We start from the raw sequence: 15,329 nt of genomic DNA on the forward strand, positions 1-15,329 counted from the left end.
GGCCGGCACCGACATCCGCCTCCGGAAACCCGTCGGCTGAGCGCCCGCGTGGTTCGGGCGTCGGCACCGCGTGGCTTGGCGGCGGAGGGTGGACAGTGTCGAGCTGAGCGGTCTGCGCCATCGCCGAAGGACCTCGCGGGTGGTCCGGTGGCCGTGATCCGTTCGCGCTCTCAGCTCGACAGGACCGCATACCCGCAGGTACCGGCGCGCCCCGAGCCTGGACCGGAGTGACGTGAGCCACAGGGTTCGGTGTTTAGGGCGTCTCGGCCCGGGCAGGTTTCGCGGCTCCCCACGTCGGGCAGTGTTCCAGCCACGAAACGCAGGGTGCGAAGCCGCAGGTCAAACGCCCTGACCGTCTCGCCGTGCGCCGGGGCACGGATACCTCCCCGGGTGTTGGCCGAGAACGAGGGGAGGGTCATGAGCGAGCGGAGTGATCCGGTCGGCGGTCGACGCCGGCCCCGCGTACGGATGGCGGCGACGGCAGCGGCGCTGACGTTGGTGGCACCGATGGCGGCGTGTGCCTCGGGCGGAGACGGCGGGGTGCCCACGATCAACCTGTACTACCCGCCGGAGCAGAACCTCCAGCAGGTCGTCGACAGGTGCAACACCGAGGCCGGTGGGCGGTACCGCATCGTCAACCGGGTGCTGCCACGGGAAGCCGACGAGCAGCGGGTGCAGATGGTGCGCCGGCTCGCGGCCGAGGACAACGGCATGGACGTGCTCGGTCTCGACGTGACCTGGACCCAGGAGTTCGCCAGCGCGAACTGGATCCTGGAATGGACCGGGCAGGACCGCGCCGAGGTGGAGGATGGCACCCTCGAAGGCCCGTTGGAGACCGCCCGGTACGAGGACAAGCTCTACGCGGCGCCGAAGAACACGAACGTCCAGCTGCTGTGGTACCGCAAGGACCTGGTGCCCGAACCGCCGACCACCTGGGACGAGATGATCTCGATGGCGCAGCGGCTGCGGGAGCAGGGCCAACCGCACCAGGTGCTCACCATGGGTGCCCAGTACGAGGGGCTCGTGGTGCTCTACAACACCCTCGTGGCCAGCGCCGGCGGCAACATTCTCAACGACGACGGCACCGAGGCCGTGGTGGACGAGGGCGCGGTGCGGGCGCTGGAGGTGCTGCGTACCTTCGCCACCTCCGGGGTGACCTCCCCGTCGTTCAGCAACGCCACCGAGGACCCGGTGCGGCTGGAGTTCCAGAGCGGCACCGGCGCGTTCCAGGTGAACTGGCCGTTCGTCTATCCGGCGATGCAGGAGGCCAACCCGGAGCTGGCCGAGCGGGTCGCCTGGGCCCGGGTGCCCGGCGTCGACGGGGACACCCCGGGCCGGGTCACCATCGGCGGGATCAACCTCGCCGTCAGCCGGTACTCGGAGCACCCGGAGGAGTCCTTCGAGGCGGCCAGGTGCCTGCGCAACGCGGAGAACCAGAAGTTCTCCGCGATCAACGACGGGGTGCCGCCGACCATCGAGAGCGTGTACGACGACCCGGAGATGGATGAGGCGTACCCGATGAAGGAGACCATCCTCGAACAGCTGAGGGACCCGGCGGTGCGACCGCTGACCCCGGCGTACCAGAGCATCTCCACAGTGACCTCGGCGATCCTGTCGCCGCCGGCGGCGATCGACCCGCAGGCGACCGCCGACGAACTGCGCGACGCCGTCGCCGCCGCGCTGGAGTCGAGGGGAGTCCTCCCGTGAGCGTCAATTCCACCCCGGCCGGCGCGGACGTGGCCGCCGACGGCACGGACACCGGCGGTGGCCGGCGCGCGGCGGTGCCCGCCCAGCGGGACAACCGGCGCGGCAAGGTGCCGCTGAGTGAGAACAAGCGGGCCGAGCGGCGGCTGGGTTGGCTGCTCTGCGCCCCGGCGGCATTCGTCATGCTGGCGGTGACCGCCTACCCGATCCTGTACTCGGTGTGGCTGTCGTTGCAGCGATACGACCTGCGCTTCCCCGCCGAACGGGAGTTCATCGGGCTGCAGAACTACGTCACCGTGCTGACAAACGAGTTCTGGTGGACGGCGTTCGGGGTGACCATGCTGATCACGGTGGTCACCGTGGCCGTGGAGCTGGTGCTCGGTATGGGCCTCGCCCTGATCATGCACCGCACGCTCGTCGGGCGGGGGATCGTCCGGACCTCGGCGCTGATCCCGTACGGCATCGTCACGGTGGTGGCCGCCTTCTCCTGGCGGTACGCGTGGACGCCCGGCACCGGCTACCTGGCCAACCTGTTCTCCGACGGGGCGCCGCTCACCGAGCGGGCCAGCTCGCTGGCGATCATCATGCTGGCGGAGATCTGGAAGACCACGCCGTTCATGGCGCTGCTGCTGATGGCGGGTCTGGCGCTGGTGCCGGAGGATCTGCTCAAGGCCGCCTCCACCGACGGCGCGACCGGCTGGCAGCGGTTCACCAAGGTCATGCTGCCGGTGATGAAGCCGGCGATCCTGGTGGCGCTGCTGTTTCGCACCCTTGACGCGTTCCGGGTCTTCGACAACATCTACGTGCTCACGTCGGGGGCCAACGAGACCTCGTCGGTGTCGATGATCGCCTACAACAACCTGATCCGGGGTCTGAACCTCGGCATCGGCTCGACGATGTCGGTGCTGATCTTCATCACCGTGGCGATCATCGCGTTCATCTTCGTGAAGCTGTTCGGTACCGCTGCCCCCGGCAGCGACGACGGGGAGAGGCGCTGACATGGCTGACACCACCACCCGGGCCAAGGTGCGCTGGGGCCTGCTGGACGTCGCCGTGGTCGTCTTCGCGCTGACCCCGGTGCTGTGGATCATGTCGCTGTCGTTCAAGACGCCGGCGACGCTCACCGACGGGAAGTTCATCCCCCGAGAGTGGACGCTTGAGAACTACCGGACGATCTTCGCCACCGACCAGTTCGTCCGCGCGCTGATCAACTCCATCGGCATCGCGTTGATCGCCACCGCCATCGCCGTGGTGCTCGGCGCGATGGCCGCGTACGCGATCTCGCGGTTGGACTTCCCCGGCAAGCGGGTGCTGATCGGCGTCTCCCTGCTGATCGCGATGTTCCCGCAGGTGTCGCTGGTCTCGCCATTGTTCGAGATCGAACGACAACTGGGCATCTTCGACACCTGGCCGGGTCTGATCCTGCCGTACATCACCTTCGCGCTGCCGTTGGCGATCTACACGCTGTCGGCGTTCTTCAAGCAGATCCCGTGGGATCTGGAGAAGGCCGCGAAGATGGACGGCGCCACCCAGGGGCAGGCGTTCCGGCGGGTCATCGCACCGCTTGCCGCACCGGGGCTGTTCACCACGGCCATCCTGGTCTTCATCTTCTGCTGGAACGACTTCCTGTTCGCCATCTCGCTGACCTCCACCGAGCGCTCGCGCACGGTGCCGGTGGCGCTGTCGTTCTTCACCGGCGCCTCGCAGTTCGAGGATCCGACCGGCGCGATCTGCGCCGCCGCCGTGGTGATCACGGTACCGATCATCCTGTTCGTTCTCTTCTTCCAGCGCCGCATCGTCTCCGGCCTGACCTCCGGCGCCGTCAAGGGATAGGTGATAACTCGTGGCTGACATCGTGCTCGACAAGGTGAGCAAGAAGTTCCCGGACGGCACCACCGCGGTGCGGGACGTCGACCTGGAGATCGCCGACGGCGAGTTCGTCATCCTGGTCGGCCCCTCCGGCTGCGGCAAGTCCACCACCCTCAACATGATCGCCGGGCTGGAGGACATCAGCTCCGGTGAGCTGCGCATCGGCGGGCAGCGGGTCAACGACAAGGCCCCCCGCGACCGGGACATCGCGATGGTGTTCCAGTCGTACGCGCTCTACCCGAACATGACGGTCCGGGAGAACATGGCGTTTCCGCTGCGGCTGGCGAAGCTGGACAAGGAGACGATCACGCAGAAGGTGGAGGAGGCGGCGAAGGTCCTGGAGCTGACGCCGCTGCTGGACCGTAAGCCGGCGAACCTCTCCGGCGGGCAGCGGCAGCGGGTGGCGATGGGTCGGGCGATCGTCCGGCAGCCCAAGGCGTTCCTGATGGACGAGCCGCTGTCCAACCTGGACGCCAAGCTGCGGGTGCAGATGCGTACCGTGGTGTCCCGGTTGCAGAAGCAGCTCGGCACCACCACCGTCTACGTCACCCACGACCAGACCGAGGCGATGACCCTCGGCGACCGGGTGGTGATCATGCGGGGTGGCGCGGTGCAGCAGGTCGGCCCGCCGCAGGAGCTGTACGACCACCCGAACAACCTCTTCGTGGCCGGGTTCATCGGCTCACCGTCGATGAACTTCCTGACCGCCACCGTCGAGGACGGCACGCTGCGTACCGCCCTGGGTGACGTGCCGATCGGCGACCGGATCCGCCGTGAGCTGGAGGGCGCCGACGCCCCTCGGGAGCTGATCCTCGGCATCCGTCCGGAACACTTCGAGGACGCCGAGCTTGTCGACGAGGAGACCCGGCGCCGGGGCATGGAGTTCACCGCCCCCGTGGACATCGTCGAGTCGATGGGCTCGGACAAGTACGTCTACCTCAGCGTCGAGGGTGAGCGGGCCACCTCCGCCGAGCTTGAGGAACTGGCCGCCGACGCGGGAGCTGCCGACTTCAGCGGTGCCGGGTCGAACCTGGTCACCCGGCTGTCGGCGGAGTCGACGGTCGCCGAGGGGGAGGACCAGCGGGTCTGGTTCAACCTGGAGAAGATCCACCTGTTCGACCCGTCGGACGGCCGCAACCTGACCCTGCACGAGGGCCGCGCCGCCGGGGCCCTCGCCGACTGACCGGGCCTGCCGGGTGCATCTGGCGGCATGGCAGCAACGGATGCACCCGGCAGACGGCCGGCGTCAGTGCGAGTGCCGAGGCACCTCGCTGCCGCTGCCACCGACGAGGAAGTCCAGGTCCGCGCCCGTGTCGGCCTGCTGTACGTGCTCGCTGTAGAGCCGTACCCAGCCTCGATCGGTCGCCGGGGGCGGCGGCTGCCAGGCGGCGCGGCGGGTGGCCAGTTCCGCCTCGTCGACAAGCAGGTCCAGGCGGCGCCCCGGGACGTCGAGGCTGACCAGATCGCCGGTGCGGACCAGCGCGAGGGGGCCGCCAACCGACGCCTCCGGCGCCGCGTGCAGGACACAGGTGCCGTACCCGGTGCCGCTCATCCGGGCGTCGGAGACCCGCACCATGTCCGTGATGCCGGCGGCGAGCAGCCGTCGTGGCATGGGCACGTTGCCCACCTCGGGGAAGCCGGGGTAACCGCGTGGTCCGGCGTTGCGCACCACGATCACCGTGTCGGGGGTGACGTCGAGATCCGGGTCGTCGGCCGCGACTACGTACTCCTCGATCCGGTCGAACACCAGCGCCGGCCCGGTGTGGGTGAGCAGGTGCGCCGAGGCGGCGGAGACCTTGAGCACCGCCCCGGACGGCGCGAGTGAGCCACGCAGCACGACGGTGCCCGATCCGGCGGGTTGGAAGGGCTCGGCCAGGGTGCCGATGACCTGCCGGTTCCAGCACTGGACCCCGCTGATGTTGTCGGCCACGCTCTTTCCGCTGACCGTGATCTGATCCAGGTGCAGCAGCGGGGCGATTTCCGTCATCACCGCCGGCACGCCGCCCGCGTAGGCGAAGTCCTCCATCAGGTACGTCCCGGACGGCATCAGGTTGACCAGCATGGGCACGTCGGCGGTGAGGGTGTCGAAATCTTCGAGCGTCAGGGGGACGCCGACGCGTCCGGCGATCGCGAGCAGGTGCACGACGGCGTTCGTGGAGCCACCGATCGCGGCGTTGACCCGGATGGCGTTCTCGAACGCGTGGCGGGTGAGCACCGTGGACACCCGCTGGTCCTGCTCGACCATGGCGACGATCCGGCGTCCGGCGGCGTGCGCGAGGGCGAACCGGCGCGAGTCGACAGCCGGGACCGCGGCGGCCCCGGGCAGTTGCACGCCCAACGCCTCGGTCACGCAGGCCATGGTGGAGGCGGTGCCCATGGTCATGCAGTGTCCCCGGCTGCGGGACATGCAGACTTCCGCCTCCGCGCAGTCGGCCACGGTCATCCGGCCGGCCCGCAGTTCCTCGGTGAAGCGCCAGACGGCGGTGCCCGAGCCGATGTCCTGGCCACGGAACTTGCCGTTGAGCATCGGGCCGCCGGTGATCAGCAGGGTCGGCAGGTCGACGCTTGCCGCACCCATCAGCAGGCCGGGGGTGGTCTTGTCGCAGCCGGAGAGCAGGACCACCCCGTCGAGTGGGTTGGCCCGGATCAACTCCTCCGCCTCCATCGCCAGCAGGTTGCGGTAGAGCATGGTGGTGGGCCGCATGAGCGGCTCGCCCAGGCTCATCGCGGGGAACTCCAGCGGCAGCCCGCCGCTCTCCCACACCCCCCGCTTCACGGATTCGGCCAGCTCCCTGAGGTGGGCGTTGCACGGCGTCAACTCCGACCAGGTGGTGGCGATACCGATCACCGGTCGGCCGTCGAAGACATCGTCGGCGAACCCCTGGTTACGCATCCAGGATCGATGAATGAACCCGTTGCGGCCGTCCGCACCGAACCACTGTGCGCTGCGCAGCTGTCGATTCGTCATCGACATCGGCACACCTTCCTGTCGACTGTCGGGCCGCGGCGAGCGCGGCGAACGATGAGCACGCCGTCGATCCGTCGACGGCAGCGGTGAGCTACCTGAGACCCCCGACGGACAGGCCGCCGCGCCAGTGTCGTTGGAGGCTGAAGAACGCGATGATCAGTGGAATCACGGACACGAGCGAGCCCAGGATGATCAGGCTCCACAGGGAGGTCCCGCCCGCGTTGTTCGCGGACGCGACGCCCTGCCAGAGGCCGAGGCCGACGGTGACCGGAAAGAGCCGGTTGTCGGAGAGCATGGCCAGCGGCAGGAAGTAGTTGTTCCAGGAGGCGACGGCGGACAGCAACAGGACGGTGACCACCGCGGGGCGCATCAGCGGAAGGGCGATCTGGACAAAGGTGCGCAGCTCTCCCGCGCCGTCGGCCCGCGCCGCGTCGAGGATCTCGTCCGGGACCGCGTCGCGGGCGTACACGTGCATCAGATAGACGCCGAACGGGTTGAGCAGCGAGGGCAGGATCACGGCCCAGACCGTGTTCGTCAGGCCGAGCTGGGCGAACATGATGAACGTCGGGATGACCAGGGCGGTGGCGGGCACCATCAACGCGCCGAGCACGACGGCGAAGCTGAACCGCCGGGCGGCGAAACGGTACTTGGCGAACCCGTAGCCGGCCATCACCGCCAGGACCGTGGCACCGATCCCACCGGCGAGCGCGTACAGCGTGGAGTTCAGGATCCACCGCAGGTAGATGCCCCCGTCGTAGGTGAACAACTGCCTGAGGTTGCCGAGGTAGTCGATCTGGTCGGCGAACCAGAGGGTGTTGCCGCCGCCGAACAGGCCCGGCGCGTCCTTCGAGCTGTTGACGATGACCCACCAGAACGGCACCAGAAAGTAGATCACCAGGAAGCCGAGGAGGATCTGCAGCGGAAGGTAGCGCTGTGCTCGGCGGTGGCCTGCGCTGACGCTTGTGTGGTCGGCCATCAGAGGAAGCTCCTCCGCTTGCGGGTGAAGAACAGGAACGCGTAGACGCAGATGAAGACGAGTCCGCCGAGGGCGAAGGAGATCGCCGACCCGTAGTTGAAGTTGGCGAGTCCGAACGCCTGCTGGTACGCGTACATGTTGGGGGTGAAGTCCGACCCGATCGTGCCCGCGGCGAGGTAGCGCAGGATCTGCGGTTCGTTGAAGAACTGCAGGGTGCCGATGAGCGAGAAGACCAGGATCAGGATCAGCGCCGGCGCGATCAGCGGGATCTTGATGCGGCGCGCGATCTGCCATCGTCCGGCGCCGTCCATCCGAGCGGCCTCGTAGAGGGTCGGATCGATGCCCTGGAGGGCCGCGTACAGGATGATCATGTAGTAGCCGGCCCACTGCCAGGTGACGATGTTGAGCAGGCCGTAGAAGATCAGGCTCTTGCTCAGAAAGTCCGGTGCGCTGGCACCGAAGAAGCCGAAGACGTCGGTCAGCGGGCCGAAGCTCCGGCTGTACAGGAACCCCCACATGACGGCCCCGATGACCGTGGGGATCGCATAGGGCAGGAAGATCATGAGGCGGGAGAAGCGGGCGAACAGGGAGGTCACCGCGTCCAGGATGAGGGCCATGGCGAGCGCGATGGCGATCTGGACCGGAATGGCGACGAGCGCGAAGCGAATGACGAACCACGCTCCGGACAGGAAACTCGGGTCGGTGAACGCCTTCACGTAGTTGTCGAACAGCACGAAGCTGGTGCCGCCTATGAGTTTCTTCTGGAACAGGCTGAGATAGAGCGCGTACGCCAGCGGGGCGATGAGAAACGCCAGGAAGACCACCCCGAACGGCCCGACGAAGAGCCACCCCGTCAGGTGCTCCCGGCGCTGGATCGTGCCTCGGGTCTTGCGCTTCTCATGGTGGGTGCGCGGAGCGCGCTTCTCGGTAATCGATGTCATCTTGGGCTCCGGGACGGTGGGCCGCTGGGGGTGGAGGGTGGGCCGGCCGGGGGAGGACGGCGCGGCCCACCCGGTCGGTCATCGGACGGTGAAGCCCTGCTCGGTGGCGTGCTTCGTGACGTCCTCCTGGAGCCGGTCGGCAGCCTGCGAACCGGTGACGGAGCCGGCGCTCATCTCGCTTATCTGCTTGGTCATGGCATCGAAGTAGTACTGGCCGAAGGGGCTGTAGACCACGCCCTGGTAGGCGTTGGCGGCCGGGACGTACACCTCCTTGTTCGCCTGCTGGCCGTCGAAGAAGGCCACCTTGAGATCGACGAACTCGGGGTTGTTGAGCGCGGTCAGATTGAGCGGGAAGATGATCTGGTTGGTCCAGCCGTCGGTGAGCGACTCCTGGTCGGCGTAGAGGCCGTAGGCGGCCTTGGCCGCGAGCTCCGGCTTCTTGGACTGGCTGGTGACCGAGAAGGCCGACCCGCCCCAGTTCACCTGGACCGGATTGTTCGGATCCCACTGCGGCAGGGGCGCCACCGCGAAGGTGCCGGTGTCCTGGCCCTGACCGACGCCGGCACCGGTCAGGTAGCCGGGCGCCCAGGCGGCCGAGATGTAGGTCGCGTAGTTGCCGTTGATGACCCCGGAGATGTACTCCGGGGTGAACTGGTCCTGCGTGCCGACCAGGCCCTTGCGGACCAGTCCGGCCCAGTAGTCCAGGACGTCCTTCGACGCCTGGTCGTTGAGCCGCACCCCGATCGATTCCGGCTGGGCGGGGTCGTAGGTGAACGGGGCCGCGCCCTTCTGGATCTGGAGCGCCATCATCAGCGCCGGGACGTTCGCGCCGAGGTCGCCGAAGAGCGGTCCGCCGGCGTCCTTCACCTTCTGCGCGGCCTGCTCGTACTCGGCCCAGGTGGTGGGCGGGGTGATGTCGTACTTGTCGAAGATGTCCTTGCGGTAGATCATCGCCAGCGGGCCGCCGTCGACCGGGACGCCGTAGACGGCGTCGCCGACCGAGACGTCCTTCCACGCCCCGTCGCCGTAATTGGCCCGCACCGCGTCGAGGCCGTACCCGCTGATGTCGACGAGCGCGTTCTGGATCTGGAAGGTCGGGATCCGGTCCATCTCGACCATGATCACGTCGGGCGCTCCGGTGCCCGCGGAGATGGCCGTCTGGAACTTGTCGTACTGGTCGCCGCCCTGTCCGACGTTCGTCCAGCAGACCTGGACCTCATCGTTGGCCTTGTTGAAGTTGTCCACGACCAGTTGCATGTTGGGGTACCAGGCCCACATCGTGACAACCGGCAGATCCTGCTTGGTGATGGTGTTCGTACAGTTGCTCGCGTCGCTGCCGCCTTCGTCGGAGGAGCAGGCGACCAGGCCGCTCGCGGCGGCGAGCATCGCCACCGTGGCGAGTGTTCGTCTCGTCTTCATTGACGTGGTTCCCTTCGGGCTCGCGGTGCACGAGGTTCCATGCGTCGACATCACGACTGGTGATCGATCCCAGGCAGCAACCTCCCGTCGACGCGTCGGGGAATGGCGGTGTACTCGTCTCGCAGCTCCTCCGGCAGGATCCATTCCGGGGCGTTCTGCCACGCCAACGGGCGAAGGAACCGTCGGATCGAGGTGGCGCCCACCGAGGTGTGCACGGCGTTCGTCGACGGCCAGGGCCCGCCGTGGTGCTGCGCCCACGACACCCGTACCCCCGTGGGGTAGCCGTCGAAGACGATCCGACCGCAGCGGGCGGCGAGCACGTCGACAAGCTTGCGTACGGTCTCGGTGTCGTCTTCCGGTCCGCTGTGGACGGAGCCGGTCAGCGACGGCGGCACCGTCGCGAGCGCGGTGTCGAGTTCGGCGACGTCCCGGTAGCGGACCACGACCATGAGCGGGCCGAAGCACTCCTCGGCGATCTCGGCGGTCAGGCCCGGCAGGTCGACCTCCAGGAGCGTCGGCGCCACAGTGAAGCCCGCACCCGCCTCGATCCGGGGCCGCGCGGCGAGGTGGGCGCCGGCCTTCTCCAAGGCGACGGCCCCACTTTCGTACGCGTCACGGATGCGCTGGTTCAGCAGGACCATCCCGCCGGCGCTGTCGACGGTCCCCCGGATCGTGTCGACCAGACGGTCGCCGCCCGGGCCCGCCGGGACGAACGCCAGGCCGGGCTTGGTGCACAGCTGGCCGCCGGAGCCGGTGAAGGAGGTGAACAGTCCTTCGGCGATCTGCTCTGCTCGACCGGCGGCGGCGCCGGGCAGGATGACTATCGGGTTCACGCTGCTCAGTTCGGCGTAGAGCGGAATGGGGTCAGCGCGTTCGTCGATGGCCGCCTGGATGGCGCGGGCGGCGCCGACGGAACCGGTCAGGGCCGCCGCCCGGATCGCCGGATGGCGCACCAGCCAACGGCCGGCCTGCTCCCCGTACACGGTCGTGATCACCCCGGCGGGCCCGCCCAGGTCGTGGATCGCCGACTCGATCGCGTCGGCGGAGGCGTGCGACGTCAGCGGATGGGACGGGTGGGCCTTCAGCACAGCGGGACAACCGGCGGCCAGCGCCGAGGCGGTGTCGCCGCCGGCCACGGAGAAGGCGAACGGGAAGTTGCTGGCCCCGAAGACGGCCACCGGTCCGAGGGGTACGAGCATCCGCCGTAGGTCCGGGCCGGGCCCGATGGGTGTGTCGGCGGCGTGGTCGATGGCCGCTTCCAGGTACCCGCCGTCGCGCAGCACCGCCGCGAACATCCGGAACTGGACCGCCGCCCGGGTGAGTTCCGAGTCGAGTCGCGCCGGTGCCAGTCCGGTCTCCGCCTCAGCGGTGCCGATCAGGTCTGCGCGACGGGACTCCAGGGAGGTGGCGATCGCGTCCAGCAGCCGCGCCCGGCCGACTCTTCCGCTGTCGAACAGCCACTGTGCCGCCCGGGACGCCTGCTCGGCGATCACCGCCACGCCGGACTCGTCCGTCTCGGTGAGGTCCGTGGTGCGGTGCCGGCCGTCGCGCGGGTCGGTGGTGGTGACGTTCACAGCAGTCCTCTCTTAGCCAGATTGCCCATGAGGTCGCGGACGCCGAACCGCCAGGGCTCGCACTGCTCCGCGTGCCGGACCTGGTTGACCAGGGTGCCGAGCGCCGGGCAGCTGATCCGCACCACGTCGTCGACCTTGTGGGTGAAGCCCTCACCGGGTCGGTCGCGGTCCTGGGTGGGGGCGAACATGGTGCCGAGCATCAGCACGGCGCCGTCGGGGTACTGGTGGTGCGGGCCGATCAACTGCCGCATCAGGGCCGCCGGTTCGCGCGACATCCGGGCCATTTCCGAGGTCGCCGCCAGGTGGAAGCCGTCCACCCCACGGACCTGGAGATCCACGGTGAGTTCGCGTACCCGACTGAGCGGAAACCGCTCGTCGAACAGCCGGATGAACGGACCGAGGGCGCACGAGGCGTTGTTGTCCTTCGCCAGGGGGAGCAGCAGCGCCGACCGACCCTCGACATCGCGCAGGTTGACGTCGTTGCCCAGGGTGGCGCCGACGATCCGGCCGCTGGACTGGGCGATCAGCGCCACCTCGGGTTCCGGGTTGTTCCAGGTGGACGCGCCGAGCACGCCGACCGGGACGGCGGTGCCGACGGCGGAGAGGATCTGACCCTTTGTGAAGATCTCGGCGTCCGGGCCGATCCCCACCTCCAGGTACTGGCTCCAGACGCCTTCTGCGATAAGCGTGGCCTTGAGCCGTTCCGCCTCCGCCGAACCGGGGACCAGGTTGTGCAGGTCGGCGTCGATGTCGGCGAGCATCCGGCGACGGATGTCCGCCGCGAGGGTCAGGTCTCCCCGGGCCCGCTCCTCGATGACCCGTTCGATCATCGAGACGGGAAAGGTCACGCCGGCGGCCTTGAGCGCTTGCAGGTCGACCGGGGCGAGCAGCCAGGGCCGGGTCCGGTCCCGGTCCGCCGAGGCGGTGTTGGCGAGCAGGTCGCCGAGGCCGCCGACCCGCGGCCCGTCCAATCCGGTCACCACCTTGGCGGGGTCAGGCAGCTCGCAGATGTCCCGGACGGTCGGGAACTGGTGGCTGACGTCGATGACCTCGCCGTCGCGGACGGCCACGGGTGAGGGGCCGTCGACGGACGGGTCCCAGATCCGGCCGATGAGGACGCTGTCCTCGGCGTCGACCGGTAACGCCTCAGCGGCAGTGCCGAACCAGGGCTCCTTGCTCATCGTCACTCCCCTGGCACAGGTCGGGTGTCGCCGAGCTGGAATCTGCAACGATCGTAGCGCCATATGCAACGGTGTCAATAGTCGGTTGCAGCTAGGGCGGACTACATTGCATATGATGCAACTGGCGACCGTCGGGGCCGCCTCCGGAGGGAGACACCACCTTGTCGCAATCGATTCGTCGCGCGGTCGACCTGATCCACCGCGCCGCGGAGCATCCGCTGTCGCTCACCGAGGCGGCGGCGGTCCTGGGTGTCCACAAGTCCACGGCCCTGCGGATTCTCCAGACGCTCGAATCGGCGCGCTTCGTCCGGCGGACCGGCGCCGGGACCTACGTGCTCGGCAGCGGCATCATCGAACTGTCGGAACTCGCACTCGGCTCGATGGACCTGCGGCAGTTCGCTGCCGCGCCGCTGCGCGCGCTCCAGCGCGAGACCGGCCACACCGTGCACCTGGCGCAGCTCACCGGCGACGAGATCATCTACATCGACAAGGTCGACAGCCCGGCCTTCGACGCGGTCAAGCTGCCGTCCCGGATCGGGCGCGCGGTCTCGATCTACGCGAGCGCCGTCGGCAAGACCATCCTGGCGTACCTGCCGACGGAGGAACGCGACCGCCTCCTGTCCCACGTCGTCTTCGAACGGTTCACCCCCACCACGTACGCCGACCGCGAGTCGCTCGACGCCGAACTCGTCCGCATCCGCGAACAGGGCTGGGCCGTCGACAACGGCGAGCACGACACGTACGTCATGTGCGTTGCCGCGCCGATCAGGGACTCACGCGGGCGGGTCATCGCCGCCGCCTCGATGACCGCCATCGAGGTGATCGCCAGCCTCGATCAGCTCAAGGACAGCCTGCCGCTGCTGCTCGACACCGCGAACCAGATCTCCGGCGAACTCGGCCACACCGCCGACCTCGGTTGACCAGAGTCCCGCCGCGCCCGTCAGGCCGGCGGGAACGGGTTGAGGCGGATGAAGACGGTCTCGGACTGGCCGTACTTCTCAAGGAAACGCTGCCGTACGGACGCCAGGTCCGGGTCACCTTCGGTGATCACGTCCACCCCGTGCACCGTCCCCGGGCACTGTCGGAGCTCGACCCTGACCGAGCCGTTCTGAGCGCGGGCAAGCTGGGCGATCACCCGGGCGTCGGCCAGGTAGTGCCGGTCGCCGATGTCGAGAAACCGGCACGAGTACCGCCGCCGGCCCTCGTCGTCGGTGAGGGTGACACCGGTCAGCCAGTACTCGCTGAGCGCCGTGCCGCCGTCCCACAGCTCGTCGGCGCGTTCCGTGACGAAGCTCCCGAGCGGCGACACCGTCGAAACCTCCAGTTGCGAATGGTCGCCGGAGAGCTTGCCCAGTGGCAGGAAGGACGCCAGCAACCTGTCGTCCCACTGGTACATCTGCACGGAGGCGGAGGCGGTGTAGAGCCGGACCTCGAAGCGTGCGCGGGAGTTCTCGTCAAGGCCCTGCCGGAAGGCTTCGAGCGTCTGCAGGTTGCGGCGCGATTCCTGACTCACGTCGCGACGCCCGGCCAACTCGGTCGTGCGCAGCACCGCAGCCACCGAGTCCGGGTGCATCAGCAGGACCTCGACCCGGCCGCCCCGACGGATCAGACCCGCCGCCGCGGTGAGGAACCGCTGGCTGTACGGCGGGGAGAACAGCCGCGAGAACGTGTGCAGGATCCGCACCGACGCGGTCGCGGTCATCACCCGGTCGGTGTACCAGGTGAAGTCGAGGTGGCGGTGTTCGCGGACGCGGCCCTGCTGGGACCGTCTGACGATCGGTGTCAGCGCGAAGATCACCACCAGCGCCCCCACAAACTCGGCGCCCAACTCCATCGCCAGCGTGCGGCCGTACTCGGCGGCACCGCGAGCCAGCAGGAGCATCACTCCCGACAGCCCGGCAAAGACCAGCAGGACCGGAAGCGTTCGCGTCCGCACGCCGTGGGCCAGGCGCACCCAGGTCGACCGCACCAGCCGTTCCATCGACGATCGCCGTGCCATGCCCGAAGCGTACGAGGCGAGGTCACCATCGGGCGATCGCCGACGTCGCAGGTGGACGGGCAGAGCCCGCCCCGCGTCCGCGTCGGGGGAGTGCGCGGAGCGGGGCGGGCGGCTATCTGGACCGGGCCGGCACCCAGTCGGTGAACCGTCGGTGCAGGTCGGCAGGTGGCTCACCACCACCCGATCCGGCGAAATGCTCGGCGGCCTCCTCCCACAACGTGACGAGATAGACCATCAGCCCCGGCATGTTGTCCCGGTACTCGGCGAGTAGACGCAGCTTCGCCGCGGAACAGGGCCAGGCGATCCCGCAGGCCCGGCAACGCCAGGTGGGACGGGACGCGACGTGCTCCTCCGGCCCGGCGTTCACCCGCCCGCCCGGGCGGCCCGGTAGCGGGGTGGGCACCGACGCGCGGCGTACGGGACCGGTGTCACGTGCACCGGGCGCATGCCCTGCGGCATCACGAACAACTGCCGTTTCTCCGTCGCGTCGCCGTGCCGGTCGAGCTGATAACAGTCGACCCAGGTCCAGCCGTACGGCGGGTGTCGGTCGAGCAGCTCGCGGATCACCCGCACCAGGATCGGGCTGGCGAACTGCGGAGATGCTTCCCGGTCCAGCAGGTACACGCCGGGAGAGACCCGAGGCGTGCCGTCCGCCCGCGTCACTCCACATGACGACGATCGAGCCGGGCCGGCCGGCC

14 protein-coding genes are annotated in these 15,329 nt (G+C 68.9%); 5 read left to right on the forward strand and 9 right to left on the reverse strand.

The genetic code is table 11. From position 1 onward, the window contains the following. The first annotated feature begins 417 nt into the window (after positions 1-417). Genes CLT74_RS01620 through CLT74_RS01635 form a run of 4 tightly spaced genes read left to right on the forward strand, consistent with a single transcriptional unit; the run spans position 418 to position 4,756 of the window. Positions 418-1,707 carry an ABC transporter substrate-binding protein gene (locus tag CLT74_RS01620; RefSeq protein ID WP_099851103.1) on the forward strand — a complete coding sequence of 430 codons (1,290 nt, stop codon included), beginning with the start codon at positions 418-420 and terminating at the stop codon, positions 1,705-1,707. Beyond that, entirely contained in the window at positions 1,704-2,702 is a 999-nt protein-coding gene (locus CLT74_RS01625) for a carbohydrate ABC transporter permease (RefSeq protein ID WP_099844959.1), read from the forward strand. The genes CLT74_RS01620 and CLT74_RS01625 overlap by 4 nt, the downstream gene beginning before the upstream one ends. Before the next feature lies 1 nt (position 2,703). Further along, a complete protein-coding gene (locus CLT74_RS01630; RefSeq protein ID WP_099844960.1) occupies positions 2,704-3,537 on the forward strand; it encodes a carbohydrate ABC transporter permease in 834 nt (277 codons plus the stop codon). A 10-nt stretch (positions 3,538-3,547) separates the two neighbouring features. Beyond that, complete coding sequence (locus tag CLT74_RS01635) at positions 3,548-4,756, forward strand: sn-glycerol-3-phosphate ABC transporter ATP-binding protein UgpC (RefSeq protein ID WP_099844961.1); 1,209 nt, start codon at positions 3,548-3,550, stop codon at positions 4,754-4,756. 63 nt (positions 4,757-4,819) lie between these two features. Here CLT74_RS01635 and CLT74_RS01640 read toward each other — a convergent pair whose 3' ends face one another. The 6 genes from CLT74_RS01640 to CLT74_RS01665 form a co-directional block, all read right to left on the reverse strand. Continuing rightward, a complete protein-coding gene (locus CLT74_RS01640) occupies positions 4,820-6,547 on the reverse strand; it encodes an IlvD/Edd family dehydratase (protein ID WP_199172042.1) in 1,728 nt (575 codons plus the stop codon). 85 nt (positions 6,548-6,632) lie between these two features. Then, a complete protein-coding gene (locus tag CLT74_RS01645; RefSeq protein ID WP_099844962.1) occupies positions 6,633-7,517 on the reverse strand; it encodes a carbohydrate ABC transporter permease in 885 nt (294 codons plus the stop codon). After that, the gene (locus CLT74_RS01650) at positions 7,517-8,458 is read right to left on the reverse strand and encodes a carbohydrate ABC transporter permease (RefSeq protein ID WP_099844963.1); all 942 of its coding nucleotides are present in this window, start codon (positions 8,456-8,458) and stop codon (positions 7,517-7,519) included. Before CLT74_RS01650 ends, CLT74_RS01645 begins: the two co-directional genes overlap by 1 nt. Before the next feature lie 78 nt (positions 8,459-8,536). Further along, positions 8,537-9,877, reverse strand: a complete 1,341-nt coding sequence (locus tag CLT74_RS01655) for an extracellular solute-binding protein (RefSeq protein WP_099844964.1) — start codon at positions 9,875-9,877, stop codon at positions 8,537-8,539. Between the two features lie 50 nt (positions 9,878-9,927). Then, a complete protein-coding gene (locus CLT74_RS01660) occupies positions 9,928-11,451 on the reverse strand; it encodes an aldehyde dehydrogenase (NADP(+)) (RefSeq protein WP_099844965.1) in 1,524 nt (507 codons plus the stop codon). Further along, positions 11,448-12,632, reverse strand: a complete 1,185-nt coding sequence (locus CLT74_RS01665; RefSeq protein WP_099844966.1) for a fumarylacetoacetate hydrolase family protein — start codon at positions 12,630-12,632, stop codon at positions 11,448-11,450. Before CLT74_RS01665 ends, CLT74_RS01660 begins: the two co-directional genes overlap by 4 nt. Before the next feature lie 161 nt (positions 12,633-12,793). Here CLT74_RS01665 and CLT74_RS01670 point away from each other — a divergent pair, with 161 nt between their 5' ends. Continuing rightward, on the forward strand, positions 12,794-13,552 hold the full coding sequence (locus tag CLT74_RS01670) for an IclR family transcriptional regulator (protein ID WP_099844967.1): 759 nt from the start codon (positions 12,794-12,796) through the stop codon (positions 13,550-13,552). A gap of 20 nt (positions 13,553-13,572) precedes the next feature. Here the strand turns inward: CLT74_RS01670 and CLT74_RS01675 are convergent, their stop codons facing one another. The 3 genes from CLT74_RS01675 to CLT74_RS01685 form a co-directional block, all read right to left on the reverse strand. Further along, positions 13,573-14,631: a hypothetical protein gene (locus tag CLT74_RS01675; RefSeq protein ID WP_143697009.1), complete on the reverse strand. Its 1,059-nt coding sequence runs from the start codon at positions 14,629-14,631 to the stop codon at positions 13,573-13,575. A gap of 112 nt (positions 14,632-14,743) precedes the next feature. Continuing rightward, a complete protein-coding gene (locus CLT74_RS01680; RefSeq protein ID WP_099844969.1) occupies positions 14,744-14,998 on the reverse strand; it encodes a flavin reductase in 255 nt (84 codons plus the stop codon). Further along, a complete protein-coding gene (locus tag CLT74_RS01685) occupies positions 14,995-15,294 on the reverse strand; it encodes a hypothetical protein (RefSeq protein ID WP_099844970.1) in 300 nt (99 codons plus the stop codon). Before CLT74_RS01685 ends, CLT74_RS01680 begins: the two co-directional genes overlap by 4 nt. Positions 15,295-15,329: the final 35 nt, after the last annotated feature.

The sequence above is a fragment of the Verrucosispora sp. CNZ293 genome (assembly GCF_002754655.1).